Source organism: Geobacillus sp. B4113_201601 (assembly GCF_001587475.1).
In the GTDB taxonomy this organism is placed as follows: Bacteria; Bacillota; Bacilli; order Bacillales; family Anoxybacillaceae; genus Geobacillus; species Geobacillus icigianus.
Genome location: NZ_LQYX01000003.1, coordinates 1 through 24,965 on the forward strand (window position 1 = coordinate 1; position 24,965 = coordinate 24,965).

The 24,965-nt window shown below is 55.5% G+C and carries 29 protein-coding genes; 9 read left to right on the top strand and 20 right to left on the bottom strand.

Features of this window, described 5'->3' with window-relative positions:
- The first annotated feature begins 287 nt into the window (after window positions 1-287).
- The 3 genes from B4113_RS00490 (at window position 288) to B4113_RS00500 (ending at window position 2,524) form a co-directional block, all read left to right on the top strand.
- Window positions 288-734 carry a hypothetical protein gene (locus tag B4113_RS00490; RefSeq protein ID WP_033018723.1) on the top strand — a complete coding sequence of 149 codons (447 nt, stop codon included), beginning with the start codon at window positions 288-290 and terminating at the stop codon, window positions 732-734.
- A 14-nt stretch (window positions 735-748) separates the two neighbouring features.
- Entirely contained in the window at window positions 749-2,071 is a 1,323-nt protein-coding gene (locus tag B4113_RS00495; RefSeq protein ID WP_033018724.1) for an ArsB/NhaD family transporter, read from the top strand.
- A 102-nt stretch (window positions 2,072-2,173) separates the two neighbouring features.
- Window positions 2,174-2,524: a hypothetical protein gene (locus B4113_RS00500; RefSeq protein ID WP_033018725.1), complete on the top strand. Its 351-nt coding sequence runs from the start codon at window positions 2,174-2,176 to the stop codon at window positions 2,522-2,524.
- Between the two features lie 592 nt (window positions 2,525-3,116).
- On the opposite strand, the gene B4113_RS19985 is transcribed toward B4113_RS00500, so the two are convergent.
- Window positions 3,117-3,275, bottom strand: coding sequence for a hypothetical protein (locus B4113_RS19985; RefSeq protein ID WP_172418677.1), 159 nt, complete (start codon window positions 3,273-3,275; stop codon window positions 3,117-3,119).
- Between the two features lie 376 nt (window positions 3,276-3,651).
- On the opposite strand from B4113_RS19985, the gene B4113_RS00505 reads away from it, so the two are divergent.
- Window positions 3,652-4,257 carry a biotin transporter BioY gene (locus B4113_RS00505; protein WP_033843158.1) on the top strand — a complete coding sequence of 202 codons (606 nt, stop codon included), beginning with the start codon at window positions 3,652-3,654 and terminating at the stop codon, window positions 4,255-4,257.
- Window positions 4,258-4,294: 37 nt separating this feature from the next.
- Here the strand turns inward: B4113_RS00505 and B4113_RS00510 are convergent, their stop codons facing one another.
- The 4 genes from B4113_RS00510 to B4113_RS19305 form a co-directional block, all read right to left on the bottom strand.
- Window positions 4,295-5,293 (bottom strand): inorganic phosphate transporter, encoded by a 999-nt coding sequence (locus tag B4113_RS00510; protein ID WP_033018727.1) that lies wholly within the window; start codon window positions 5,291-5,293, stop codon window positions 4,295-4,297.
- Between the two features lie 17 nt (window positions 5,294-5,310).
- Window positions 5,311-5,931: a DUF47 domain-containing protein gene (locus B4113_RS00515; RefSeq protein ID WP_033018729.1), complete on the bottom strand. Its 621-nt coding sequence runs from the start codon at window positions 5,929-5,931 to the stop codon at window positions 5,311-5,313.
- A gap of 396 nt (window positions 5,932-6,327) precedes the next feature.
- The gene (locus tag B4113_RS00520) at window positions 6,328-7,836 is read right to left on the bottom strand and encodes a leucyl aminopeptidase (RefSeq protein WP_033844789.1); all 1,509 of its coding nucleotides are present in this window, start codon (window positions 7,834-7,836) and stop codon (window positions 6,328-6,330) included.
- A gap of 381 nt (window positions 7,837-8,217) precedes the next feature.
- A complete protein-coding gene (locus tag B4113_RS19305) occupies window positions 8,218-8,403 on the bottom strand; it encodes a hypothetical protein (RefSeq protein ID WP_153017104.1) in 186 nt (61 codons plus the stop codon).
- A gap of 111 nt (window positions 8,404-8,514) precedes the next feature.
- Between B4113_RS19305 and B4113_RS00525 the strand changes: the two genes are divergently transcribed.
- Entirely contained in the window at window positions 8,515-9,324 is an 810-nt protein-coding gene (locus B4113_RS00525) for a cobalamin-binding protein (RefSeq protein ID WP_033843156.1), read from the top strand.
- A gap of 62 nt (window positions 9,325-9,386) precedes the next feature.
- Here B4113_RS00525 and B4113_RS00530 read toward each other — a convergent pair whose 3' ends face one another.
- Window positions 9,387-10,025 (bottom strand): 3D domain-containing protein, encoded by a 639-nt coding sequence (locus tag B4113_RS00530; protein WP_033843154.1) that lies wholly within the window; start codon window positions 10,023-10,025, stop codon window positions 9,387-9,389.
- A gap of 105 nt (window positions 10,026-10,130) precedes the next feature.
- Between B4113_RS00530 and B4113_RS19310 the strand changes: the two genes are divergently transcribed.
- Complete coding sequence (locus B4113_RS19310) at window positions 10,131-10,448, top strand: hypothetical protein (protein ID WP_153017105.1); 318 nt, start codon at window positions 10,131-10,133, stop codon at window positions 10,446-10,448.
- Between the two features lie 32 nt (window positions 10,449-10,480).
- On the opposite strand, the gene B4113_RS00540 is transcribed toward B4113_RS19310, so the two are convergent.
- The 4 genes from B4113_RS00540 to B4113_RS00555 form a co-directional block, all read right to left on the bottom strand.
- The gene (locus B4113_RS00540; protein ID WP_033018733.1) at window positions 10,481-10,804 is read right to left on the bottom strand and encodes a YuiB family protein; all 324 of its coding nucleotides are present in this window, start codon (window positions 10,802-10,804) and stop codon (window positions 10,481-10,483) included.
- A 56-nt stretch (window positions 10,805-10,860) separates the two neighbouring features.
- Window positions 10,861-10,986 carry a YuiA family protein gene (locus B4113_RS19795; RefSeq protein WP_160331355.1) on the bottom strand — a complete coding sequence of 42 codons (126 nt, stop codon included), beginning with the start codon at window positions 10,984-10,986 and terminating at the stop codon, window positions 10,861-10,863.
- A 126-nt stretch (window positions 10,987-11,112) separates the two neighbouring features.
- A complete protein-coding gene (locus tag B4113_RS00545; protein WP_033018735.1) occupies window positions 11,113-11,616 on the bottom strand; it encodes an NUDIX domain-containing protein in 504 nt (167 codons plus the stop codon).
- Between the two features lie 330 nt (window positions 11,617-11,946).
- Window positions 11,947-13,170, bottom strand: coding sequence for an NAD(P)/FAD-dependent oxidoreductase (locus B4113_RS00555; protein WP_033844788.1), 1,224 nt, complete (start codon window positions 13,168-13,170; stop codon window positions 11,947-11,949).
- Between the two features lie 439 nt (window positions 13,171-13,609).
- Between B4113_RS00555 and B4113_RS00560 the strand changes: the two genes are divergently transcribed.
- The gene (locus B4113_RS00560) at window positions 13,610-14,608 is read left to right on the top strand and encodes an NAD(P)/FAD-dependent oxidoreductase (protein ID WP_172418679.1); all 999 of its coding nucleotides are present in this window, start codon (window positions 13,610-13,612) and stop codon (window positions 14,606-14,608) included.
- 195 nt (window positions 14,609-14,803) lie between these two features.
- Here B4113_RS00560 and B4113_RS00565 read toward each other — a convergent pair whose 3' ends face one another.
- From B4113_RS00565 to B4113_RS00580, 4 genes are all read right to left on the bottom strand, one after another.
- On the bottom strand, window positions 14,804-15,115 hold the full coding sequence (locus B4113_RS00565; RefSeq protein ID WP_033843149.1) for a lipopolysaccharide assembly LapA domain-containing protein: 312 nt from the start codon (window positions 15,113-15,115) through the stop codon (window positions 14,804-14,806).
- A gap of 48 nt (window positions 15,116-15,163) precedes the next feature.
- Window positions 15,164-15,529, bottom strand: a complete 366-nt coding sequence (locus tag B4113_RS00570) for an iron-sulfur cluster assembly accessory protein (protein WP_033843148.1) — start codon at window positions 15,527-15,529, stop codon at window positions 15,164-15,166.
- Window positions 15,530-15,660: 131 nt separating this feature from the next.
- Window positions 15,661-16,533, bottom strand: a complete 873-nt coding sequence (gene dapF / locus B4113_RS00575; RefSeq protein WP_082799274.1) for a diaminopimelate epimerase — start codon at window positions 16,531-16,533, stop codon at window positions 15,661-15,663.
- A gap of 130 nt (window positions 16,534-16,663) precedes the next feature.
- On the bottom strand, window positions 16,664-16,903 hold the full coding sequence (locus B4113_RS00580; RefSeq protein WP_033018740.1) for a YuzB family protein: 240 nt from the start codon (window positions 16,901-16,903) through the stop codon (window positions 16,664-16,666).
- Window positions 16,904-17,076: 173 nt separating this feature from the next.
- Here B4113_RS00580 and B4113_RS00585 point away from each other — a divergent pair, with 173 nt between their 5' ends.
- Window positions 17,077-18,147, top strand: coding sequence for an NAD(P)/FAD-dependent oxidoreductase (locus tag B4113_RS00585; protein WP_061912061.1), 1,071 nt, complete (start codon window positions 17,077-17,079; stop codon window positions 18,145-18,147).
- A 246-nt stretch (window positions 18,148-18,393) separates the two neighbouring features.
- On the opposite strand, the gene B4113_RS00590 is transcribed toward B4113_RS00585, so the two are convergent.
- Complete coding sequence (locus tag B4113_RS00590; RefSeq protein WP_061912062.1) at window positions 18,394-18,723, bottom strand: YuzD family protein; 330 nt, start codon at window positions 18,721-18,723, stop codon at window positions 18,394-18,396.
- Between the two features lie 84 nt (window positions 18,724-18,807).
- Between B4113_RS00590 and B4113_RS00595 the strand changes: the two genes are divergently transcribed.
- Window positions 18,808-19,050, top strand: a complete 243-nt coding sequence (locus tag B4113_RS00595; RefSeq protein ID WP_011232431.1) for a NifU family protein — start codon at window positions 18,808-18,810, stop codon at window positions 19,048-19,050.
- Window positions 19,051-19,238: 188 nt separating this feature from the next.
- Here B4113_RS00595 and thrB read toward each other — a convergent pair whose 3' ends face one another.
- The 5 genes from thrB to yutH form a co-directional block, all read right to left on the bottom strand.
- Entirely contained in the window at window positions 19,239-20,153 is a 915-nt protein-coding gene (gene thrB, locus B4113_RS00600; RefSeq protein WP_061912063.1) for a homoserine kinase, read from the bottom strand.
- Window positions 20,150-21,211, bottom strand: a complete 1,062-nt coding sequence (thrC, locus tag B4113_RS00605) for a threonine synthase (protein ID WP_061912064.1) — start codon at window positions 21,209-21,211, stop codon at window positions 20,150-20,152. Before thrC ends, thrB begins: the two co-directional genes overlap by 4 nt.
- Entirely contained in the window at window positions 21,211-22,509 is a 1,299-nt protein-coding gene (locus tag B4113_RS00610) for a homoserine dehydrogenase (RefSeq protein WP_033018745.1), read from the bottom strand. The genes thrC and B4113_RS00610 overlap by 1 nt, the downstream gene beginning before the upstream one ends.
- A 140-nt stretch (window positions 22,510-22,649) precedes the next feature.
- Entirely contained in the window at window positions 22,650-23,624 is a 975-nt protein-coding gene (locus B4113_RS00615; RefSeq protein ID WP_033018746.1) for a D-glycerate dehydrogenase, read from the bottom strand.
- A gap of 258 nt (window positions 23,625-23,882) precedes the next feature.
- The gene (yutH, locus tag B4113_RS00620; protein ID WP_033018748.1) at window positions 23,883-24,884 is read right to left on the bottom strand and encodes a spore coat putative kinase YutH; all 1,002 of its coding nucleotides are present in this window, start codon (window positions 24,882-24,884) and stop codon (window positions 23,883-23,885) included.
- Window positions 24,885-24,965 lie beyond the last annotated feature (81 nt).

The window sequence follows — 24,965 nt, forward strand, 5'->3', positions numbered from 1 at the left end:
GACACCCCTGCATCATACCAAGAGGGCTTTTTTTGATCAAGTCCCCGGAAAAGCTCCTAACGGGAATGCTCCTTTCCTGCATAGCTGCGATCTGTCTTACTATTATTATATCACGAGGGAACGATTGTTTATTTCTTTTTTCAGAAAATGACGAAAAAGGGGCGGATGACGGAGGAATCCACTCCCCTCACGCCGAAAACAGGAATGTTCCCCTAGGCGAAGCGAAGCCGCCGCCCCTGTTTTCCAGCGAGATGCTATGATATGATGAAAAAAAGGAGGCGGATGTTATGAAAAATGTCATCATTCATCAAATTGTCACCTACATTTTCACGGAAGAACAGCTGCGCGCCTATTGGGAGGGACAAGCATCGGTTCTTCCTTTCGATGAGTTGACGCCAAAGCAATATATGGAACTCGCCGAGGACATGCTTGAACATTCCTCATCCAGCCAGCTCAAGCAGCATGTGCTCGGCGGCGGATGGCGCACAGAAGAAGACGCACGGGGGAAAGTGATCGCCGAAGATGAATCTCGTGAAACGATCCATGTGGAAATCGTCGACACCGATGCGGCGGCCGAACCATCGCGGCGAATGCTGATCGATCGAGTGCGTGAAATCGCCTGCCCGCACTGTTCATTCACCTTTTATGTGCGCGATGCCATCGGCGAGAGCGGCGACTGGACATGCCCATCGTGCGGCAACGGCTTCCACGGCGCGCCATCATCAACACCGTAAAGGAGGGGACCATGATGAGCCATTCTGCCGCTGACGTCTCACAATTTCAATACTATTTGGCCATTGCCGTGTTTCTCGCTACATACGCCATCATCATTTCCGAAAAGGTCAACCGCGCCGTCATCGCTCTGCTCGGCGCCGCGCTCATGGTCATTTTCGGCATCGTTGACACCGAAAACGCCTTCACCCACCATATTGAATGGGGCACCATCACGCTGTTGATCGGCATGATGATTTTAGTAAGCATCACAAGCAAATCCGGTTTTTTTCAATACATGGCCATTAAAGCGGCCAAGCTGGCCAAGGGCAGCCCGATCCGCATTTTAGTGATGCTTTCGCTGTTGACAGGACTGCTGTCGGCGTTTTTGGACAACGTCACCACCGTCTTGCTCGTCGTGCCGGTGACGTTTTCGATCACGCGGATGCTTCACGTCAACCCGGTGCCGTACTTAATCTCCGAAGTGCTGTTGTCAAACATCGGAGGCACGGCGACCTTGATCGGCGACCCGCCGAACATTATGATCGGTTCGGCGAACAAGCATCTCGATTTCAACGCTTTTTTATTGAACTTAACGCCAATTGTCATCGTCATCGCCATCGTCACAGTCGCGCTGCTCGCCTTCGTTTACCGCAAGCAGCTGCAAACCGATCCAGCGTTAATTCAAACATTGATGGAGCTTCGCGATGCCGACTACATTCAAGACGCGAAGCTGATGCGCAAATCGGTCGCCGTGCTCGGGCTGACGATTCTTGGCTTTATCCTGCATTCGGCCATTCATGTCGATGCGGCGGTCATCGCCATGGCCGGAGCGATCGTGCTCATGCTCATCGCCGTGCCAGAGCATGAAATAGAAGAGATCTTTCATTCGATCGAATGGGTCACTATTTTCTTTTTCGCCGGTCTGTTCGTCTTGGTCGGCGGACTTGTTGACATCGGCCTTATCAAGACATTGGCGGAAAGAGCACTCGATGTCACCGGCGGCGACATTTCCACGGCTTCGTATTTCATCCTTTGGCTGTCCGGCATCGCTTCAGCGACGATCGATAACATCCCGTTTGTGGCGACGATGATTCCGCTCATTCAAGATATGGCTGTCGGCATGGGCTTATCCCCAGACTCGCCGCAGATCGACGTGCTTTGGTGGGCCTTGTCGCTCGGCGCCTGCCTCGGCGGAAACGGAACGCTCATCGGCGCCTCAGCCAACGTCATTGTCGCCGGCATCGCTTCGCGCGAAGGGCATGGATTTACGTACATGGACTTTTTGAAAATCGGGGCCCCGCTCACGCTCATTGCCTTGCTCTTGTCGCACGGCTATTTATGGCTGCGCTATTTATAACAAATGGAAGGAGCGAAATCGAAATGGTGATTTCGCTCCTTTTTTGCTGTCCGCTCATATTGTAATATCGATTCCATTGTTGGAAAGGAGGCGCAAACAGCCATGTTTGCTTATTTCCCAAGGCTGCCGGCCGGCCCGTACCCCCCGATCGACCCGACGCTCTTTTCCCAGTCAGCCGCCACCGCCCAGACGTTGATGAACGACGGTGCCGCTGTTTTGAAAAAACTGGCCGAATCGCGCTCGTTTGCCGCCGCGGTCATGTCGGCCGCCCAAGAAGGAAAAACGGATGAAGTGAAGCGCCTGATCCGTTCGCTTGGCATCCGCTCGCAAACCGAGGTATATTTCAATCCCGACGGCATCCGCCTGACGCTCTCGCCGCCGCCCGGCGCGTTCCCGTGCTGCCAGCTCGTTGTCGGCTTGCGCTGGAACGTGTTTCCACCTTCACACCGATAGCCTTTGCCAGCACGGCGGCGGGGGAAACGGGGGAAATGGTTGGCAAGACGCCGCTTTTGGCGCTCATCACGTCGGCCGCCATTGGACGATGAGCGGCCATCCGTTCAAAGGCGCCGCACCCGATGCGACAACACCGCTTCCACCCGCGACGCTGGAAGCGGGCTGTCGTCGGCGTCTTGCCACACTAGAAACCGTTTTCGCACAAAACGATGTGTACCAACGTTCACCAACGAAAAAAGACGGCGGTCGTCCCATCCCCGTCCAATATCTCGGCGAACTCACCGGCCTCTTCCGTTTCCATGGCGCATTCGATTGCGTGCGCTGATCGATGATAGCCCCGACAAGGATCGAGACCAACGAAGTCAACATCGTCAGCTTAACCGCCTTGGAGTCTAAAAGGCGGTCGAAAACAGCTGTTTCCCCTGCTCAATGGATGAACGTGTGAAAAGAAGCACTGATGATACAAGGTTTTTCTATTTGAGAAACGATGCTAGGAAGCGGTATGTACTATTAAATCACCAGCCTCCTAAAAAGCGCAGCACTTGTTTTTCAAAGTAGACGAAAAAGATCCCGTCCATCCGCACCTCTTCTTTCACGCATTGCCGTTTTCATCGATCGGCTGCCGCTTCCCGATTTCAGCCGGGGTCCGCAAATCGTAGCCATCATCGTTTTTGCTCGTATGGATGATGTCTTCGTTCGCTCCGATTTTGCTTGCCCGCTTCAGTTCCTCATCCGGCATAAACCGCTCCATCGCCATCCTCCTTTCGCTTCTTTCGTCCTTGTCGGCTTTGATTCAGTTTTCAGCTTAGAGGGGCGGTGATGTCGTACAAAATACTGCGATTCCATCTGTTTTTCAGTTAGAGAAGCTTGGCGAAATCGGCGTTTTTGTTTGGCGAAATGCCGCTGAGTTGCTCGTGGCAGCTGTTTTTCACCGGCCTTTTAGGGCAGCGCTTTTGCTTAGCGTCTTGGGAAGAACCGGAAACCCCGGTGGAAGCGGTGGACCTTTCGGGCAGCGCTTTTCCTTAATATCCCCCGCCACTCACCCCATCATTCCCGGAAAAAAGGATTGACAGCCTAGCGGTTGTTCAGTACGATTTTGTTAACAAACATAAAAAGGGGGTTTACATATGAAACAACGGACTTCGCTTCGCCCGCTTGACATGACGCTTGCCGCGATGTTCGTCGCCTTGATGGCCATCGGCGCCAACATTACATCGTGGGTGCCGTTTCTTGTTGTCGGCGGCGTACCGATCACGCTGCAGACGTTTTTCTGCGTCCTTGCCGGCGCGGTGTTAGGGCGGCGGCTCGGCGCGGTGGCGATGACGGTGTATATGTTCGTCGGCCTAGCCGGCGCGCCGGTGTTTTCCAAGCTTAGCGGCGGATTATCAATCATTTTCCAACCGACATTTGGCTTTATTCTCTCCTTTATCGCCGCTGCGTATGTGACCGGCTGGATCATCGAACGCGGCCCGCAGCCGGCACCCACCGTCCGCTTTGTCACCGCCGCGCTTGTCGGGATGGTCATCAACTATGTCATCGGCACGAACTGGATGTATATGGCGTACAAATTATGGGCGGAAGCGCCAAAAGGGCTGTCGTACGAAATGGTATGGGGCTGGATGCTTGTCCCGCTGCCAAAGGACATTTTGTTATCGATCGTCGCCGGCCTGATCGCTCCAAAGCTTTGCCGGGCGATCGGCCGCTCCTCTTCCGCGAGCCGGCCGGCGGCATAAACGAAACGCGCCTGTTGAACAACAGGCGCGTTTTTCGTTAGAAAAATAAATTGAACACTTGGTACAGAAAACCAGCTATGAGCGCAGAAATCGGGAGCGTAATCACCCATGTAATCACAATCCGGCGAGCGACGCCCCATTTGACTCCTTTCACCCGCTGCGCGGCGCCCACTCCCATAATAGCCGAGGAAATGACGTGGGTTGTGCTGACCGGCAAATGAAACGTTGTCGCTGAAAAAATGACGAGCGCGGACGATAAATCCGCGGCCGCCCCGTTGATCGGGCGGATTTTCATGATTTTTCCGCCGACTGTTTTAATGATTTTCCACCCGCCGACCGCCGTTCCCAGCCCCATGGCCGTAGCGGCGGCAATGCGCACCCACTCCGGAATGTCGGTCGTCGCGTGATATCCGCCGGCGATCAGCGCCATCGTAATAATCCCCATCGCTTTTTGAGCGTCGTTCGTTCCGTGCGTGTACGCCTGCAAAGCGGCGGTCACGATTTGAAAGAGGCGAAATCCTTTGGTTGTACCGTATAAGTTCGCATTTTTAAACAGGAATCGAAAAATTGTCATGATGACAAAACCGACACCCAGCGCCAAAAACGGTGACAAAATCAGGGACTCTAAAATTTTCAAAAAACCTTGGTAATTTAAAATGCCGATTCCGGCCGCCGAGACCGCCGCGCCGGCAATCGAACCGATCAGCGCGTGGGAAGAGCTGCTCGGGATCCCATAGTACCACGTGATTAAGTTCCACGCGATCGCGGACGTCAACGCCGCCAAAATGATGATCGGCCCGTTTTCCAACGCAAACGGGTCAACGATGTCCTTCGTAATCGTTTTGGCTACGCCGGTAAACGTCAAAGCGCCGATAAAGTTCATCGCCGCAGCCAGCAAAATAGCGCGCCGCGGCGTAAGCGCCCTCGTCGACACCGAAGTGGCAATGGCGTTGGCCGTATCATGGAAGCCGTTGATGAAGTCAAACGCCAGCGCAAAAATCACGATGCATATCGTCAAGACAAGAATCATATCCATAAAAACAACGTCCCCTTTTATGCGTTGCGCATAATAATCGTCTCAATCGTATTGGCGACATCCTCACAGCTGTCGGCAATTTCCTCGAGCATTTCATACAGCTCTTTATATTGGATGAGTTTAATCGGATCTTTTTGGGAGACAAACAAGTTTTTGATGGAAGCGCGCAAAATTTCGTCGCATTTCGTTTCGTAGTCTTTGATCTTGATGGCGTGCTGGCGCATATCGAGCAATTTTTTATGCGAAAGTAGCTCTAACGCATGAACGATTTCAATCGTACTTTGGTAAATATAGTCGAAAAATTTCCCCATATGTTCGTCAATGTCGGTAAACGAGAACATTTCAAAACGGGCCGAACATTGCTCGAGGCCATCGAGCACATCGTCCATTTTCATCGCCAGCTGGTGAATGTCTTCGCGCTCGATTGGGGTAATAAACGTTTTATTGAGCTGGACGACCAATTCATGGATGAACGAATCGCCTTTCCGTTCATACTCCTTCATCACCCGCGCGAACTCTTTCAAGTCGCCGACGTTGCGGATTTTGTATTCGACAAAATATTGGGCCGCTTCCTTCACATTTTCCGAAATCGTGAACAACATATCGAAGAAAACGTCCTTTTTTGGCGAAAAAATCATGGCCCGAACACCCTCCATTGATGGAATGAAAGTCACCGCTACTTATTGTAGCAGGTTCAAGTTTGTTTACAATAAGAAAAAAGAAACTTTACGCAAAATTTACATGACCTTTACATTTTGTTCGCCTTTCCAGCTGCGTATTACATAGCGTGCCAAAAGAGCGACGAAGCTATACATGTCCGCTTTCGTTCACCGACCGACAAGAGGGTGCCCAAAAGAACTGGGACACCCTCTCTCATCGCTAATATATAAGCACTAACCGCGCCCACCACACTATATGTTCTGCCTTTCTTGAGGGGGGATCGCCTTTTAGGTCATCTCCATTGCTATCGATCCGCACCCGCTGCTTCGGTCGCACGATCGGTTGGTTTCCCTTGCCGATCAATCGCCTCTTAGTTAGCCTTGGTTATGATCGACAAACCGTTCGACAAACGCCGCCAGCGTGCGCACCATGACGCCTGTCGCTCCCGCCGGCCCGAGGTCGCCGTCTTTCTTCACCGTGGCCGTTCCGGCGATATCCAAATGCACCCACGGCGTGTCTTCGGCGAATTCACCGATGAACGCTCCGCCCATAATGGCGTGGCCTTCGCGCCCCGGAGAATTGTTCAAATCGGCGATGTTGCTGCTTCGCACCCGCTCGCGGTCGTTTTCTGTAATCGGCAGCCGCCAAATGAATTCTCCGGTCTCCATAGACGCTTCAAGCAGCTGCTCAAACAGCGCTTCATTGTTCGTCATCGCTCCTGTTTTGTCGGTGCCGAGCGCAACGATGACACCGCCCGTTAGCGTGGCAACGTCAATAATATAGCTGGCGCCGTGCTGCTTTGCGTACGTGACGGCATCCGCTAAAATCAACCGCCCTTCCGCATCTGTGTTTCTCACTTCGATCGTCTTGCCGGACAGCGATGTAATGACATCATCCGGCTTGAACGCCCCGCCGCCGATCATGTTGTCGGTCGCTGGAATGACGGCAAGCACGTTTTGCTCTGGCCGCAGCTCACCGATAATTTCCATCGCCCCAAGCACCGCGGCGGCGCCGGCCATATCGGTTTTCATGTTGATCATGCTGTCGCGCGGCCTCAGGCAATACCCGCCCGTATCAAACGTCACCCCTTTGCCGACGAGGGCGATCACGTCCTCCCACCGCTCTTTTCCTTTGTATTTGAGAACGATCAGCTTCGGCGGCTGCGCCGATCCTTGATTCACCGCCAAGAGCGCACCCATGCCGAGCCGCTCCATCTCTTCTTTTTCCAAAATTTCATAGTCCAAATCGTACCGGGTAGCGAGCTTCACCGCATAATCAGCCAAATCGGACGCCGTCAACAAATTCCCTGGCGTATTGACGAGTGTGCGCGCCGAGTTGGTCGCCTTTCCGTACACCGAGCCGACAACCAAGCTCGCCTTGATGTCTGCTGCATCGGCTGCCGTATAGACGGTAAGCGACGCCAGCGTTGCATCCGGTTCTGCTTTTTTCTGCTTGTAGCCGGAAAACTCATACGTGGCCAAATAGCACGCTTCGGCCAAGGCATGGGCCGCCTCGTTCGCATCGACCGCTTCGGTCGTAAACGTGTCGAGCACAACGGCCGCCGCGGTCCGCTTCGCCTGCTTGAGCGCGCGAAAGAGCTTGCCAAATCCTTCACGCAGCCGCGCAAACGTCAGCTCTTCTTGTTTGCCAAGCCCGACAAAATACAACCGCTTCGCTCCAGTGGGCAAAAAAGGATGGATGACGGAAAGGCGCCCCCATTTCGCGGAAATGTCGCCTTCCTTTTGCAGCTCGGCCAGCCGCCCGCCAAGGCGGGCATCATACGCTCCGGCCAGGCCGCGCCACGGTTTCGCTCCTTCAAACAACCCGATCACAAGCGCGTCCTCATTCGTTTCGGCCGATGGCAACGGTTTTACAGTAAACATCGTTTCCTCCCCTTTCGTCATGGCTTTCATGTTCCATTATATCGAAATGGGGTTATTGTTTCGAGTCCCTAATCAATAGCTTGCTTTTTTCTGCCGGGAGCGCCCCACCGTGGTTTTCTTTCCGGCTACACCGCACACGATAGAAGGAAAACGCGGCCAGCAAATAGAATATCACATTAACGGCTCTTCGCGGACCGCTCCTAGGAGGCCGGTGATTTAGTGCAAAATGCTCCATCCATTTCTCAATTAGAGAAACTTTGCAGAACCAACTTTCTTTTTTGAATGAAAATGCCGCCGATTGGTGTGCGACAGCGGTTTTTCACCTGGCTTCTAGGAGGCTGGTGATTGACTCGCCTTTCTCCAGCAGAAAAACTCGTTGCATCAGTCCTGCTTTTCACCCGTTCCCCCATTGATGAAGGGAATCATCGGTTTTTCATCACCCTTCCAGAAATATGGTAAAAAAACGGTTGTTTCTCTTGAGCAATGGGGAGCGTTTGAAAGGCGATTCTGATGCGATAAGGCTTTTTGATTTGAGAAACGGGCTTGAGAAGCGGCTTGCTTCCTCAAATCATTGGTCTCCTAGCCGCGCCCGAATCCGACGGCCTTTTCCGAGGAGGAAAAGCGCAATGAATGAGGGCGAAACGCGCCGCCCCAGCATTTCCAAGGAGGAATAACGCCATGAATATTGTCTCCCTTTGCCCAAGCAACACGGAATTGCTCGCTTACCTTGGCCGGCTCGATGATGTCATCGCCGTCGACCAATCGTCCGATTGGCCCCCGGAGGTCAAGCGGCTGCCGAACGTCGGGCCGGATTTGCGCATTGACATCGATCAAGTCGAAGCGCTGAAACCGGACCTTGTCGTCGCTTCGCTGAGCGTTCCCGGGATGGAGCGCAACGTCGAGGAACTCGCGCGCCGGCGGCTGCCCCATCTCGTTCTGGCGCCGAATACGCTCGATGACATCGCCTCCGACCTTCTTACGTTAGGCGAAGCCATTGGTGAAACGCAAAAAGCGGCTGATCTCGTCCGCCGGTATCGCGAGTTTCTCGCTGAGTACCGCGAACGAGCCGCTGCGGCCGAACCGGTCCGCCTGTATTGGGAATGGTGGCCGCGGCCGATTTTTACGCCCGGCGGCGGCAACTGGCTGAGCGAGCTCAGCGAACTCGCCGGCGGACGCAACGTGTTTGCCGACTGCCCGCAGGCGAGCATTCAGACGGAATGGGACGAAGTCGTCGCCCGCAATCCAGCGCACATATTGCTCGTCTGGGTGGGGGTGCAGACAAAAAAAATGAGGCCCAGCGCGGTCACGCAGCGCCCGAAGGCCAACGAAACGGACGCCGTCCGAAACGGGCGCATCCATCTTCTTGAAGAAGCGCTCTATTGCCGGCCGTCGCCGCGCTTGCTAGTCGGATTAAAAAAATTAGCGCCGCTTTTGCATCCGTCGCTCTTTCCTCCCGCCGACGACAGCGACCCGCTCCTCGGGCGCTGACAGGCGGGGGGCCTGTCAATGATTCGATTGTCCGCGCCACCGCGCAGTCCATCGATGCCTGCTTAGCTTTTCGACTGCAAATATTGCTGGCGAAACACTTGCATCGTTTCATCTTCGTTGAGCCGCTTCAACTCTTCCTCCGACAAGGTGCCGTCCCCTTTTTGCACCACATAGACGTGAACTTTCCTTTTTCCCCAATATTTATAGACATCTTCGACGGTTTCGTAATATAAGTCGATGCGATTCCCTTTGATCGCCCCGCCTTTATCGGCCACGACGCCGAAGCCGTAGCCGGGAATAAACAAAATCGTGCCGAGCGGGAAAACGCTTAAATCCGCGGCAATTGTCGAATAAAGGTCGCGTTTGACGCGGACACCGGAGTATGTAATGCCATACTCAGGATGATCGGGCGTTTTGCCCGTTGACTCGGCGCCAGCTGTGTAGCCGGTCGCGATCACTTCCACGGACGGATATTTTGACCAATCAAAATGGTCTTCAAGGCGTGGCGGGGAGTGCTGACTGTTTTTCGCGCGCTCCTTTAGTTCCCAAACAGGCGGATGACCCACCGATAAAACGTTTGGAAAGGAATGGAGAACCGTTTTCGCCTCAACCCCTGAAACGGATTGAAACGTTGCGGTCAACGCGGCGAAAAACAAGAGTGTCATCGCAGACCGGCGCACAAACTGCCTAAACCCATTCAATGCTCTCAACTCCTCTCACACCTCTATTTATCTCCATCCGAAATCGAAATATTCATTGGCAGCGAAAGCGGTTTTTCACCGACTTTCTAGGAGGCTGGTGATTTCGTGCAAAAACGACTGATTCCACTCGTTTCTCAATTAGAAAAACCTTGCAGAACCAGCTTTCTCTTCAGAATGAAAATGCCATCGATTGGTGTGCGACAGCGGTTTTTCACCGACCTTCTAGGCAAAATGCCATTGCGCTGTACCGGCCATAGCAAGAAAGCCGGCCAACAGCAGGCGGCCGACTTGAACGCTTCTCGAGTTTCCAAGCACAAAAAAATGGCCGTCGCCAGCCGCTGCAAAACGGCGCGAACAGCCAAACCGACACCGCACCCGATCCCGCGTGCGGAAATCCGTTCCCTTTTCCCGATAGGAAACTGAAACCGGCACGCCCCCAAGGCAGCCGCCGGTCGTCAAAACATCCGGTATCCTTTCGCTCGCAGCGTGCGAATCGCCCATCCGGCGCAAAGAGCGCCGGCGAATCCGCTCGCCAAAATCAAGACGTCGGCCGCCGCCAACGAAGCGGCTTTGCGCCCGAGCGCGGCAAACGCCGCCGCCGGCGCGGTGAAATAACGCGTCCATGGCACATCGTCAATGATGAGCGCAGCGATCACCGGAAAGCATACGGCGACAATCCACGTCATCCGCAACACCATATTGAGCAAAAAACTAATGCCGAAAAACAAGACAAAAAATAAAAGCATGGAAATCAAGACAAGGGGCAAACTCATCTGCATCCGCCCTCTACCTCCCTTACACCCTTTTTCAGTGTACTGGATGGGCGGATGCCAAGTCAACGCCTGTTCTCTCCCTCTTTCTCGCTTCCTGTCCCTTGGCAGCAGTAGCACGTTTCCGAACCGCCAAGCAGCAACTGTACGTACCCGTGCCCATCACAATAAGGGCAAGCTGTCCTCGTCATCATCGATGTTCCCCTCCATTTCGTTTTTATTAACATATCAAAATTTTCTGTAAAAATAAACGGCGATTTTTCGCCGTTTCGCTTCATGTAAACGGATACATCGATGACTTGCTTTCATTTTCTTCGTCATTCTTTCCCTTTCAGCGATTCAAAGTAGAGCCGATACTTCGTGTACCCGAACGGATCGCCCGGGTTGAGGCCGTTGTGCGGCGGCAGGAACGCGAGCGGCTCAAGCGCGAGCAAATATCGAATCAGGCCGGAAGTGTCACGGTCGGCCTGAAGCGCGGCTCTGCTCAAGAAAGCAGCCGCATCCAGCTCTTCGGTCTGCACGATGATGCGCTCCGATCGCGGCCGGAGCAAAAAAATCGCCATGTTGTCGCTGATGTTTCCGTTGATGACGCCGGTGCGAACGCCAAGCAGCGCGACGGGTTCCGAGCGGATTCCCGTTTCTTCCCACACTTCGCGAACAGCCGTTTCATCGAGCATCTCCCCTGGTTGCACAAAGCCGGCCGGCAGCGACCATTTTCCTTTCAGCCCGCTGTATTTTTTCTTGACGACGAGCCATTCCCCCGCTTCATTGATGACCAAGCCCGCCGCGGCGATCCAAACGTTTCCGCGTTTGCTGTCCATCGTTCTCATCCTTTTGTTTCATGATCGTTGTTTACGTTGGTAGTTCGACAGCCAGACGGCGAATCCCTGTTTTTGGGGCACAAAAAAGGCGATCTTCCCCTCAAGAAAGACCGAACTCGCGTGGCAGAGAAGCGGATGGTGCGTCTATCGCGATGAGGGGAGTGTCCCAGTCCTTTTGGAACACTCCCCTCACTCCCGCAAAACCGCTGCCATCGATCGAGCCGATGTCAGCGAGTCGCCTCGCCATCTTTAACGGTTGCCAGCGCCGCGCAGCCGCCGAGCTTGCCGCTAGGCAGCTTAGCCAATGTCGCACCGTTCCCATCAACCGTTTTAGAAAAATTTAAATTTCCCTTTTTTCATCACGAGCGACGAACCGCCGATCAAATACAGGGCGCGGTTGTCGATCACTTTTTTCATGAAGCTTGCTTTCGTTCCCCACAGCTTTTTGCCGAAGACGACGCCGATGGCATCATCATGGCCGAGCGAACAGACGGTTCCTTTAATGTCAGGCTTGAACGGTTCGAGCTCTCCTTGCCCGCGGATGAGCACCGCCAAGTTTTTCGCGCACAGCTGGCCTTCTTGCATGGCGATCTGCGCCGTCGGCGGATACGGGCGGTTCGTTTCCTCATCGATGACGAGCGAACAGTCGCCGACGACAAAAATGTCTTCATGGCCTGGGACGCGCAAATACGGGTCAACCTTCACGCGCGCCCGCGCCGCTTCAAATCCAGACTCCTCAATGACGCGGCTGCCGCGCACGCCAGCGGCCCAAATGACCGTGCCGGCTTTGATTTCTTCGACGTCATCGCCCTTGGCGACGATGATGCCATCCGGCGTGCATTCTTTGATGGCCGTGCCGATTTTGAATTCGACGCCTTTGCGTTCAAGCTGGCTGACCGCGTACTCGACGAGCTCCGGATCAAAGCCCGGCAGCGCGGTCGGCGCCGCCTCGACGCAAATGATGCGCACTTTGTGCGGGTCGATGTCATACTCCCGGCACAGCTCCGGCATCCGGTTGGCGAGCTCGCCTAAAAATTCGATGCCCGTAAACCCAGCGCCGCCGACAACAATCGTGAGCCGCTCCGGTTTTTTGTCCTCTTCGGCATTGTACGTCGCAAACTGGTATTCGATATGCTCGCGGATTTGCCGCGCGGCGTCGACATTAGCGATCGAAAACGCGTATTCTTTCAATCCTTTGATCCCAAACGTTTCCGATTCAAAGCCAAGAGCGATGACAAGGTAATCGTATGTCAATTCCCCGTCTGCTAGCAGCACTTTTTTCTCATCCGGAACGATTTTAGTGACCGTCGCTTGAACAAACTTCACTTTGTTCCGATCGATGACATCACGGATCGGATAGCGGACGCGGTCGTGATGCAACGTTCCTGCCGACGCCTCGTGAAGCCATGTCGTCTCATAGTGGTAGTCATGTTTGTTGACGAGCGTAATGTTCGCCTCATTCACCCCGATCAGCTTTTGCAGACGAACCGTCGTCATCAGCCCACCGTAGCCCGCGCCTAAAATGACAACGTTTGGTTTTCTCACTTGAATCACTTCCACCCTTTTTCGTTTTTTATAGCTTTTGCTGCCGTCCCCGTTTTTATCGCACAAAGTTTGTGAAAAAGTTCACGATAACGGACAAAAAAATGTCGAGGGACTGTCACAAAAAATTAACAATCTGTCCACCAACCATATTAGTCCTTTTTCCCCCCCATTTCAAGTATTTTTTGCGGCAAGACGGAAAAATTCACCGCTGCCCTTCCGCAGCCAACAGACAGTGGGCGTCATCTTTTGCCCATGCTGACATAAGATGCTAAAATAAGAAGGGAAGAAAAATCAAGCTTTGCTGGAAGCGAAACCGAAAACGGCAGCGCCGCCTAGGCGGTTCGCAGCCGACCGCGGCGCGGAATGGAAACGCTCCTAAAACAGGTGGAGAGCAGGAGCCGCGGTGCGAAAAAGAGAAACGGATCATTTCATCACAATCAAAGGAGGTATGGCGGTGAAGGAAGATCGTACGCTTTATGATGTCACGATCATCGGCGGCGGGCCGACCGGCATGTTTGCCGCGTTTTATGGCGGCTTGCGGCAAATGAAGGTCAAAATCATCGAAAGCCTTCCTCAGCTCGGCGGGCAGCTTTCCGCGTTGTATCCGGAAAAATACATATACGATGTCGCCGGATTCCCGAAAGTGCGCGCCCAAGAGCTGGTCAATCAGCTGAAAAAGCAACTGGAGCTGTTTTCACCAACCATCTGCCTGAACGAATCGGTCGATGTGCTTGAAAAGCAGGAAGACGGAACGTTCAAACTCATCACCAATGAACAAATCCACTATTCGAAAACGGTGATCATCACCGCTGGAAACGGCGCCTTTCAGCCGCGGCGGCTGGAAATCGAAACCGCTTCCCGTTATGAAGGGAAAAACTTGCATTACTTTATCAACGATTTGGAGCAGTTTTCCGGAAAACGGGTGCTTGTTTGCGGCGGCGGCGACTCGGCGGTCGACTGGTCGCTGATGCTCGAACCGATCGCGGCCAGCGTCACGATCGTGCACCGCCGTGACAAGTTCCGCGCCCATGAGCACAGCGTCGAACAGCTTATGAAATCGGCCGTGCGTGTGAAGACACCGTTCGTGCCAGTGGAACTGATCGGTGACGAACATGCCATCCACCAAGTCGTGCTTGAGCACGCCAAGGACGGAACGAAAGAAACGGTCGATGTGGACGCCGTTATTGTCAACTATGGCTTCATTTCCTCGCTTGGGCCGATCAAAGATTGGGGGTTGGAAATCGAGAAGCATTCGATCAAAGTAAATTCCCGCATGGAAACGAACATCCCGGGCGTCTATGCCGCCGGCGACATTTGTACGTACGACGGAAAAATCAAGCTGATCGCCTGCGGCTTCGGCGAAGCGCCGATCGCCATCAGCAGCGCCAAAACGTACATCGATCCGACAGCGCGGATGCAGCCGGCGCACTCGACCTCACTCTTTTAGTTTCGTTGTGTGCCGCGCTTTAATGCGACCACGGCACGACAAAGCGAGGCTGACCCAAAAAGGGGCTGCCTTCAAGATCGGCACAACCGATCGTGCGGCAGAAGCAGCCAGCACGTATATATAAGCAACGAAAGAGGGAATCCCGATCCTTTTGGGACACCCTCTTTCTCATTTTGGCGGCGCCGTCTGTTCGCTTTACATCGTTTCATCGCCAGACAGCGATGCCGATGACGGCTGCTGTTCATGTTCGGCTAGCCGAGCGGCCAGCGCTTCGTTTTCCTTGAGCGCTGCTTTCAGCTGTCGCTGCAGGCTGAACAGGCGAACCCAGCCCAACATAGCGACGACTAAAGCGCCGAGAACCGCGGAGCCAAAAATGACGATGATCAGCGGCAGACGCGTTTCCCCAACCAAATAACGGATGGTTACTTTGTCAACGTTGGCCACCGCGAGCAGGGCGACGATCAGCGCCAACAAGAGGGCCAACACTACATTCACTTGCCCTTTCACTCGCCTTCCCCTCCCTTTCTCCGGGTTTGTCCGCCGCGGTTTCCGCGGTCAGCACTGCTCCGGCGTGCCGGCGTTCGTTGCCGTGCGGAACGACGAACCGCAGCCGCACGTCGCGATGGCGTTCGGGTTGTGGATCGTAAATCCGCCACCAAGCAGCGACTGTTTGTAATCAATGACCGTGCCGCGCAAAATCGGCGCGCTATCGCGGTCGACCAAAATTTTAATGCCGTGCTGTTCAAATTCGACGTCGTCCGCGCGCCGCTCATGCTCAAAGCCCATGCCGTACGACAGCCCGCTGCAGCCACCGCCGTGAACCCCTACGCGCAAATAGGCGTTTTCCTCTTCCTGCTCCTTCATCATGTCCTTAATTTGAAACGCTGCCGCTTCCGTCAGCGTAACAATGGCTTCCGCCATCTCGATCCCTCCTTCGCTATCAGGTCAAGCGAGGTAGGCGACCCGCGTTCGGGCCAGCTCCCCCAACCGGGCGACTCAACGCTCACCGACCTTCCGCTTACTGTTATTATACCGTTTTCCAGCGCAAATGCTCAACCGTTCTGCCCGCCCCGGTCATAGTACACCCCTGTGCACACCGTTTCGGCTGGGCCGGTCATGCGCACGCGCCCGTCCCATTCCCAAGTGATCACCAAATCGCCGCCGGCCAAATGGACGACCGTTTCCACTCCGCGCGCCGTCTTCCCGTTGAGCACGGAAGCGACAACAGCCGCGCACGCGCCCGTCCCGCACGCCTGCGTCACGCCGGAACCGCGCTCCCACACGCGGAAGTGAAGCTCGCGATCACTCACGACTTCAACAAATTCGACGTTCACTCCTTCGGGAAAACGCGGATCGCGTTCGACAAGCGGCCCCAGCGCCTCGACCGGCGCTTGGCGGATGTCATCAACATAAAAGACCGCGTGTGGATTGCCCATCGAGACGGCGGTGAGCGCGTACTCGCGGCCGCCGATGACAAACGGCTCAGCGACGACCTGTTCCGCCTCCGGTCCGATCATCGGTATGGCGCTCCGCTGCAGGCGCGGTTCGCCCATATCGACGGTGACGCTCACCACCTCGCCGTCTTGGACTGCCACTTCTGCTTCAACCAGCCCGGAAAGCGTTTCGATCAAAAAGCGGCGCTCCTTGACAAGGCCATGCTCATACGCGTATTTTGCTACACAGCGCAAGCCGTTGCCACAATTTTTCCCTTCCGAACCGTCGCTGTTGAAAATCCGCATTTTGACCGGCGCCCGCTCCGCAGGACCAATGAGAATTAAGCCATCCGATCCAATGCCGGTGTGAACGTTCGAAACGCGGCGGGCGATCGCCGGCAGCTCGTCTTCCGGAAGCGTTTCGCGAAACAAATCAACGTAAATATAGCTGTTCCCTAATCCATGCATTTTCGTAAACGTAAACGATGGCAATGTTCGTCCCTCCCGAAAAAGTCTGGAATTGGATGTATAAAAACAACGCCCCTTGGCCACAATGGAAGTATCCCCCGTTTTTTCATATACATTGAAGAGGATGCCGCCATTGGGCATCCTCCTTTTTTCGTTACAGCATCGGATGTTCTTCGAGATGCCGATAAATCTTTTCCACGAGTTCATCCGGCGTTTCGGCGCTGACAAACTCGCCGTTGACGAGCGCAAACAGCGTTTCCGCACAGCGCGTGCAATAGCTTAGGCAACTGTATTCGATAATATCGAGATTCGGGTCTTTTTCAAGCTGTTCCATCGCCTCGTACGACCCGCTGGCTAAGTTGCTGATGCAAAATTCGATGATTGGCAAAACCATGCGCATGTTCACCTTCCTGTTTCCCATCGTAGCCGTTTTGCCGCGCGCCGTCAATGAACATGCTTGTCGGGCAAGGAGTGGGCAGAAAAATTATTGTTCTTTTGTCACAATTTCGTTATACTTTTTTATGGCATAAGCGGCTTACGAAACTGGACAAAAGGGGATTTTTAACCATGAGACAACTTGTACTGCTCGGCGGAGGATACGGCAATATGCGGATTTTGCAACGCCTCCTCCCAGATCATGTGCCAAACGGCATTCATATTATCCTCATTGACCGCGTTCCGTACCATTGTTTAAAAACGGAATATTACGCGTTGGCCGCAGGAACGGTCAGTGACCACCATATTCGCGTCCCGTTCCCGGAACATCCGCAGCTGACGTACGAGTTTGGCGAAGTCGTCTCCATTGACCTTGACAACCAGATCGTTCACCTGAAAGACGAGCGCAGCGTCCGTTATGACGAGCTGGTGATCGGATTGGGCTGTGAGGACAAGTACCACGGGGTGCCAGGCGCTGATCAATACACCTACAGCATTCAATCGATCGACAAAGCGCGCGCCGCCTACGAAGCGCTGAACAACTTGCCGCCCAAGTCGACCGTCGGCATCGTCGGCGCCGGCCTGAGCGGCGTGGAGTTGGCCAGCGAGCTCGCCGAAAGCCGCCCTGATTTGCACATTAAACTGTTTGACCGCGGCGAGCGCATTTTGCCGATGTTTCCAAAACGGCTGAGCGATTATGTCGAAAGCTGGTTCGACGAACACAAGGTTGAGATCATTCGCCACTCCAACGTGACGAAAGTTGAGCCGGGTGTGCTGTACAACCACGATGAACCGGTGCCGTGCGACGTCATCGTCTGGACGGCCGGCATCCAGCCGAATCGCGTCGTCCGCGAACTCAACGTGGAAAAGGACAAGCAAGGCCGCGTCATCTTGACGAAACGGCACCATATCCCCGGCTATGAAAACGCCTACGTCGTCGGCGACTGTGCGAGCCTGCCGCATTCGCCGAGCGCCCAGCTCGCCGAAGCGCAAGCCGAACAAATCGTCCAAGTTCTGCAAAAGCGCTGGAACGGCGAAGAGCCGCCAAGCGAATTCCCGCCGATTAAGCTGAAAGGCATTCTCGGCTCGCTCGGGAAAAAACACGGCTTCGGCCTTGTGGCGGACCGCCCGCTCATTGGACGGGTGCCGCGCCTGTTAAAATCGGGCGTTCTTTGGATGTATAAACACCACAACGGCTATTAAGCCTTGCACAGCTGTCCATAAAATGGCAGGCGCAAAGCAGCAGGTTCAGTGAGAACGCGTGCTGGCAACCGACACCGACCCATCATCGTCGAAATCTTATCGCCGATCTGGCAGCGGACCAAAGGGTTAGGCGACATTTCTAACGACAGTATGAGCAGCTCTTGTCGCCGACCGGGCGGCTGACCAAACGCGAAGGCGGCGGGGACCTCCCCGCCGTCCGTTCGCTTTCCTCCCCATGCGCCGCCGCTATAACGAACGGTAGCCGTATTTTTCCATTTCTGCGCAAATGGTCTTCAGCCGCGGATTGCCTTCCGCCACCACCGTTCCTTCGATCACCACGACCGGATACACCCAATCTTCTTCAACGATCGTTTGCGCCAACGCCCGTTTTCGTTCATCATCGGCAGGAGGGTGAAAAATATCGACGTAGACCATCCGGAACGGCTGATCGGGATACTTGCGGCGCAACGCCGCTTCGAGCCACTCATACGTCTCTTTCGATGACGGCAGCTGCACGCAAGCCGGGCAAAGGACGTCAGCCCCGTAAACACAAATTTCAACCGCTTGAAACGCCATCATTGTCACCCTTTATGCAAGCAAAATTTATCATTAGATTTTTTCCCCTGTCACGATTATAATAAAAAGTAAGGAAAGGAGTCGATGGAAATGACGGACCAAGAAATCAAAGAACAAGTGCAAGAAGTGTTGGATAAACTTCGTCCGTTCCTGCTTCGCGACGGGGGCGACTGCGAGCTCGTAGACGTAGAGGACGGCGTGGTCAAGCTCCGCCTTCTCGGCGCATGCGGCAGCTGCCCGAGCTCGACGATCACGTTAAAAGCCGGGATCGAACGCGCGCTGTTTGAAGAAGTGCCGGGCGTCGTCGAAGTAGAGCAAGTATTCTAAAGCGGAACATCCGAACAGCTCGCCGCTGTTCGGATGTTTTTTTGTCCTCCTACGGCATCCGACGACGAGAAAGCGTAACGGACCGCCCCGTTTTCGTTCCCGCTCCAAAGACAAAGACCCTTATCGACCCTCGGCGTGCGCGAAGAGGAGGCGGACGGCGGTCGGTTCTCCCAACGCCGAAAAAACCCTCACGCTTCCAGCGCGAGCTTGTAGACGCGGCTGCCGTGCGGCTCAACGGCCAGCTTGGCGACTTCGCAACCGGGAAAATGCGGCCGCAGCCGCTCGGCAAGACGAGCGCCGTCCCCTCGTTCCGCAAAAACGAGCACCGTCGGCCCCGCCCCGCTTAGCGCCGCGCCGATCGCCCCGTATTCGAGAGCGAGCGCCTCCGCCCGCTCAAGCTCGGGAACGAGCGGTTTCCGGTACGGCTGATGAAACAGATCGGCCGCCATCATGCGGCCGGCAAGCCGCCAGTTTTTTGTCAGCAGCGCCGCAACGAACACATTGCTGATGGCGCTCGCCTCGACGGTCCGCTGCCTCGTCCATTGTTCAGGCAGCTGCCCGCGCGCTTTTTTCGTCTCCAACTCATAGGCTGGGATCAATGCCACCATTTCAATGTCCACATCGGGAAGATGAACGACATCCACACCTTCCTCGCGGTAGCAGCCGATGACCAGCCCTCCGTACAGCGAAGCGCCGACATTGTCCGGATGGCCCTCATAGCGGGTGGCCAGTTCCATCTTTTGTTCGCGCGACAATCCTAGTTCAAGTAGCGCATCGGCCAGCTCGATGCCGGCGACGACCGCCGCCGCGCTGCTGCCGAGCCCGCGTGTGAGCGGAATGTCGCTGGACACTTCCACTTCGCAGCTCGGCAGGCGCCGGCCGTAAACATCCGCCGTTTCGGCCGCCGCTTGATACACCAAATTGTCGGTTCCGCGCGGGATGCCGCTCACCTCGGCCGTTTTCGGCACAAAGGACCACGCCTCCGCCAAGCGGACATCAAGCGTTAAGTAACGGGAAACGGCGAGCCCGATCGAGTCAAACCCGGGTCCTAAGTTCGCCGTGCTCCCCGGAACGACGATCTTCAACATCTCGTCTTCTTTCATGCGCGGACAACCCCTTGCAAATGCTCTAAGACAACTTGTTCATCGTTCGGCAGCACGATCGGTTCGATCGCCGCGGTCTCCAAGGCGATGGCCGGGTCTTTCAAGCCATTGCCAGTGAGAACGGCGACAACGAGGCTGCCGCGCTCGATTTCATTCCGCTCGCGCTGCTTGATGACCCCGGCGATCGCCGCGCATGACGCCGGCTCAGCAAAAACGCCTTCCGTGCGGGCAAGCCGCTGATAGGCCGCCAAAATCTCGGCATCGCTCACTTCATCGATTTTTCCGCCTGATTCGTTCGCCGCCTCGACCGCTTTCTGCCAGCTCGCCGGATTGCCGATGCGGATCGCCGTCGCGATCGTTTCCGGCTGTTCAATCACTTGATTGCGGACGATCGCCGCCGCCCCTTCCGCTTCAAAGCCGCGCATTTGCGGCAACCCTGTTCCTTTTGCTTCGTGATACTCCTTAAACCCTTTCCAATAGGCGGTGATGTTGCCGGCGTTGCCGACCGGAATGGCGAGCACGTCCGGCGCGCGCCCAAGCTGATCGCACACTTCAAACGCTGCCGTTTTTTGCCCTTCGATCCGGTACGGGTTGACGGAGTTGACGAGCGTAATCGGCGCCGTTTCGCTCAGCCGACGCACCATGCTGAGCGCTTCGTCGAAATTGCCGTCGATCGCAAAAATCTCCGCCCCGTACATGGCGGCTTGCGCCAGTTTGCCAAGGGCGATCTTTCCGTTCGGGATGACGACAAGGCAGCGCAGCCCAGCGCGCGCTGCATACGCGGCGGCGGAAGCGGACGTATTGCCGGTGGAGGCGCAAATGATCGTATGGCTTCCTTCCTCTTTCGCCTTCGCCACCGCCATCACCATGCCGCGATCTTTAAACGACCCGGTTGGGTTCGCTCCTTCCACTTTGACGTACAGCGTAATCCCGAGCTCTTCCGACAACCGCGGCAACGGGATGAGCGGAGTGTTTCCTTCACAAAGCGACAGCCTTGGCGTTGCTTCAGTCAGCGGCAAAAAGTCGCCGTACGCGTCAAGCAGCCCTCTCCATGTCATCACCGTTTCTCCCCTTCCACCCGATACGAACTTTGCACCCGCTCGACGATTTCCAAATCGCCCAGCTGCTGCAAAATCTCTTCGTAGTCTTGCTGCGAAGCATCATGCGTGACGATGACGATTTCGGCGAGGCCGTTTTCCTTCATCGGCAGCTGCAAAATCTTTTCAAAGCTCACTCCGCGCTTGGAAAACAGCGTCGTAATTTTGGCAAACGCCCCCACTTGGTCTTTCACGTGAATGCGCAAAAAGTATTTCGAGAAAATTTCCGTTGGAGCTTTCAACTGTTTTTCATATTGCGGCGCAACGGCATAGCGACCGTTGACGCCAAGGCGCATATTTTTCATCACCGCGACCAAGTCGGAGACAACCGCCGTCGCCGTCGGCAAGCTGCCGGCGCCCGGCCCGTAGAACATCGTTTCTCCGACCGCTTCGCCGTAAACGTACACAGCGTTATATTCGTTCTGGACGGACGCGAGCGGATGCGAATCGGGCAAAAACGTCGGCTGAACGCTGACTTCCACCTTGCTTCCATCGCGCTGGGCGATGCCGATCAGCTTCATCGTATAGCCGAGCCGTTTCCCGTAATTTAAATCCTCCTCCGTCACTTCTGTGATGCCTTTCGCGTTAACATCGTCCAAATCAATATCCATGGAGAAGCCAAGGCGGGCCAAAATCGCCATCTTCCGCGCCGCATCGAGCCCTTCGACGTCCGACGTTGGATCGGCTTCCGCGAACCCGAGCGCTTGCGCTTCGGCGAGCGCCGCTTCATAAGAGGCGCCGTTTTGCGCCATGTTCGTCAAAATGTAGTTCGTCGTCCCATTGACAATGCCCATGAGCTTCGTAATCCGGTCCGACGCCAGTCCATCCACTAAGCTGCGCAAAATCGGAATGCCGCCGGCGACGCTCGCTTCATAGAACAAATCGCAATGATGCTCCGCCGCCACCCGGAGCAACTCTGAACCGTACACCGCCATTAAATCTTTGTTCGCCGTCACCACATGTTTTCCTTGACGCAACGCCCGCAGCAGCAGCTCCTTCGTCTCCTCAATGCCGCCCATCACTTCGATGATGACGTCCACCTCCGGATCGTCGATCACCTCGGCGGCGCTCGTCGTCAGCAGCGCCGGATCGACCTCGACATCGCGCGGTTTGTTGACGTCGCGGACAAGAATTTTCTTCACCTTGACTGGACATCCGACTTGATGCATCAGCTTCTCCTGATGGTTTTCAATGATTTTGACCACGCCGCTGCCAACGGTCCCTAATCCTAACAAGCCAACTAAAATCGGTTTTTCCATCTTCCCCGCCCCTTCTGTTTACCCACAGTAGACATTTGTATTTTTATAGTAGACATTATAAAAGACGGCCAGCCGTTTGGCAACAAAAATTTTTGCGGCGACCGATTTACCGGCGCCAGCTGCCTCCCAACGCAGAAAAGTTATGACGGCCGATTCACCGGTGTTAACGGCGGCCGCCCTTCAAGCACAGCGATGATGTTGTCGCGCGCCAACGCCATCATCGCCCGCCGCGTTTCGTACGTGGCGCTGCCGATATGCGGCAAGGCGACAACGTTCGGAAGCGAAACGAGCGGATGGGCGGGATCCACTGGTTCTTTTTCAAACACATCGAGCCCGGCCGCCGCGATCTCTCCATGAACGAGCGCCTCATACAGCGCCTGTTCATCGACGACCGCCCCGCGCGCCGCATTGATGAAAACCGCTGATCGTTTCATCCGCCGAAACGCCTCGCGGTTGAACAAACGACGCGTCTCCGGGGTGAGCGGCGTCAAGCAGACGACAAAATCGCTCTCCGCAAGCAGATCGGCAAACGGCCGGTAGATGGCGCCAAGCTCCGCTTCCGCTTCCGGGCGGCGGGAACGGTTGTAATACAGCACGTTCATGTCAAACCCTTTCGCCCGCTTCGCCACCGCCTGGCCGATGTTTCCCATGCCGACGATGCCGATCGTTTTATGGTGGACATCGGCGCCCGCAAGCAAAAATGGGCTCCAGCTTTTCCATTTCCCTTCTTTCAAAAATTCAGCCGCTTCGACGAGGCGGCGAGCGGTGGCTAACAGCAGCGCGAACGTCAAATCGGCCGTCGTATCAGTCAGCACGTCCGGCGTGTTGCATACGACGATGCCGCGCCGAGTCGCTGCCGGCACATCAATATTGTCATAACCGACCCCCATGTTGGCGACCACTTTCAGCTCCGCTCCCGCTGACAGCACCTGTTCACCAATCGGATCGGACACCATCGGCAAAAGGGCCGCCGCCCGCTTTGCTTTTTCCACGAGCACATCGTTTGGCACCGCCACGTCCTCATGCGGCCACATCTCCACTTCAGCGATAGCCGAAAGCGGGGCCACAACATCCTCTGGCAGTTTGCGCGTAATAAAGACGCACGGCTTCGTCATGATGCCACTCCTTCTTCGTTTTTTCTAAATCTTATCACAACTCCGGCGGAAAAAAAACGGGAAGTTGTCCCCCCATAGCCCCGCCCATCCTTCCGTTTTCCAGCGGCCAAGCGCGCCGGGACTCACCTTGAATGAACGAAAGCACCGCTTCTGGCAAGCAGACGCCAACCAGTCCTCCCGCCTCACCCGGCGCTCAAATGAAGCCAACGGCGGTCAACGAAACAGCGGGCGCCAGCGCCGCGGCCCCCGCTCTCCTTTCTACGCCGGCGGCAGCCACTCGACCGCCGGCAGACGCACGCGTTCGGCGATGCCGGCAATCTCGGCAAACGAAGCTAAAAATCGCTCATACTCGTGCGAGCCGCCGAGCAGCCGCCGCAATTCCTCCTCGCGGCGCGTTCGTTCCTGTCCATCCGCTGTCAAATAGTACGCCTCCACACACTCGAAATACGGAAGCGGAAACAACAAGCGGGCGTAAACAAGCCGCCAAGCAAACGGCGACAGCGGCGACACGTGCCCGTAGTCTTGGAAAAACCGGCGCACCTCCTGCCGGCATTCCAGCCCGTGCCGCCGATACAAATCACGCACCCATTCAGCCAAATCGCGGGCGCAATGGTCGTACACCCAATCGGTCGGCAGCTTCACCTCGGCCCCTTCGATCCAGCCAGCCTGAGGCAGCCGCTCGTGGCAAAACGCGGCGTAATCAACGCGAAGCGGCTCCTCATCGAGTTCCGTATCGGCCACATATTGGACGGCGTTTTCCGCCAACCCTACATAATACGGGAACGACTCGATAAACAGCCGGTCAAACGGCGACGCCGGGCCGTTTGCCACCATGTTCGTCCAAAACGCCTCCATTTGGTCGATCCGCTTCGCCCACAGCTCCCGCCATTGGCCGATGCGCCGGCAAACCGTAATGGGCAGCGGGCAAGAGCGCCCGTATTCGTGCAGCAAAGCAAGCTCTCGGCCGAGCCGGCGCAGGCGCACGGGCGGAAGCGGCGCGCGGATGAGCGCCATCGGCCGTCCCTCATAGACGGCAAGATACGTTTCGGCTTTTGTTTTCACCAGCTCCCCGACGCCGTTCACCCCTTTGGCCCGCAAATAGCGGCTGATGTGCTGGCGCTCTTCCATCTCCGCTTCGCTCCGCCCGTCAGCGGGAACGAGAAGAAAGCGTTCTTGCTGCCCCCAGATCACGGTCTGCCTCCCTTTTGGCTCCAGCCGCTCAACGCGCACTCCATACTCGCTATGCACCCATTGTTCCATGGACCTTCCTCCCTCTAGAAATGTTGATTTATCAAGGCTTTTCGGCCCCTCAGGGGTGTCCAAAAAATATTTTTCGACAAA

Bases quoted from the DNA above. Each gene is read 5' to 3' on its own strand.
- B4113_RS00585 (WP_061912061.1), top strand. From the start codon at position 17,077: ATGAGACAACTTGTACTGCTCGGCGGAGGATACGGCAATATGCGGATT.
- B4113_RS00610 (WP_033018745.1), bottom strand. From the start codon at position 22,509: ATGGAAAAACCGATTTTAGTTGGCTTGTTAGGATTAGGGACCGTTGGC.
- B4113_RS00505 (WP_033843158.1), top strand. From the start codon at position 3,652: ATGAAACAACGGACTTCGCTTCGCCCGCTTGACATGACGCTTGCCGCG.
- B4113_RS00500 (WP_033018725.1), top strand. From the start codon at position 2,174: ATGTTTGCTTATTTCCCAAGGCTGCCGGCCGGCCCGTACCCCCCGATC.
- B4113_RS19795 (WP_160331355.1), bottom strand. From the start codon at position 10,986: ATGACGAGGACAGCTTGCCCTTATTGTGATGGGCACGGGTACGTACAG.
- B4113_RS00560 (WP_172418679.1), top strand. From the start codon at position 13,610: ATGGCGGTGAAGGAAGATCGTACGCTTTATGATGTCACGATCATCGGC.
- B4113_RS00520 (WP_033844789.1), bottom strand. From the start codon at position 7,836: ATGTTTACTGTAAAACCGTTGCCATCGGCCGAAACGAATGAGGACGCG.
- B4113_RS00545 (WP_033018735.1), bottom strand. From the start codon at position 11,616: ATGGACAGCAAACGCGGAAACGTTTGGATCGCCGCGGCGGGCTTGGTC.
- thrB (WP_061912063.1), bottom strand. From the start codon at position 20,153: ATGAAAGAAGACGAGATGTTGAAGATCGTCGTTCCGGGGAGCACGGCG.
- B4113_RS00595 (WP_011232431.1), top strand. From the start codon at position 18,808: ATGGAAATGACGGACCAAGAAATCAAAGAACAAGTGCAAGAAGTGTTG.
- yutH (WP_033018748.1), bottom strand. From the start codon at position 24,884: ATGGAACAATGGGTGCATAGCGAGTATGGAGTGCGCGTTGAGCGGCTG.
- thrC (WP_061912064.1), bottom strand. From the start codon at position 21,211: ATGACATGGAGAGGGCTGCTTGACGCGTACGGCGACTTTTTGCCGCTG.
- B4113_RS00580 (WP_033018740.1), bottom strand. From the start codon at position 16,903: ATGGTTTTGCCAATCATCGAATTTTGCATCAGCAACTTAGCCAGCGGG.
- B4113_RS00590 (WP_061912062.1), bottom strand. From the start codon at position 18,723: ATGGCGTTTCAAGCGGTTGAAATTTGTGTTTACGGGGCTGACGTCCTT.
- B4113_RS00495 (WP_033018724.1), top strand. From the start codon at position 749: ATGAGCCATTCTGCCGCTGACGTCTCACAATTTCAATACTATTTGGCC.
- B4113_RS00515 (WP_033018729.1), bottom strand. From the start codon at position 5,931: ATGATTTTTTCGCCAAAAAAGGACGTTTTCTTCGATATGTTGTTCACG.
- B4113_RS00540 (WP_033018733.1), bottom strand. From the start codon at position 10,804: ATGCAGATGAGTTTGCCCCTTGTCTTGATTTCCATGCTTTTATTTTTT.
- B4113_RS00615 (WP_033018746.1), bottom strand. From the start codon at position 23,624: ATGACGAAGCCGTGCGTCTTTATTACGCGCAAACTGCCAGAGGATGTT.
- B4113_RS00490 (WP_033018723.1), top strand. From the start codon at position 288: ATGAAAAATGTCATCATTCATCAAATTGTCACCTACATTTTCACGGAA.
- B4113_RS00525 (WP_033843156.1), top strand. From the start codon at position 8,515: ATGAATATTGTCTCCCTTTGCCCAAGCAACACGGAATTGCTCGCTTAC.
- B4113_RS00510 (WP_033018727.1), bottom strand. From the start codon at position 5,293: ATGGATATGATTCTTGTCTTGACGATATGCATCGTGATTTTTGCGCTG.
- B4113_RS00570 (WP_033843148.1), bottom strand. From the start codon at position 15,529: ATGGCGGAAGCCATTGTTACGCTGACGGAAGCGGCAGCGTTTCAAATT.
- B4113_RS19985 (WP_172418677.1), bottom strand. From the start codon at position 3,275: ATGGAGCGGTTTATGCCGGATGAGGAACTGAAGCGGGCAAGCAAAATC.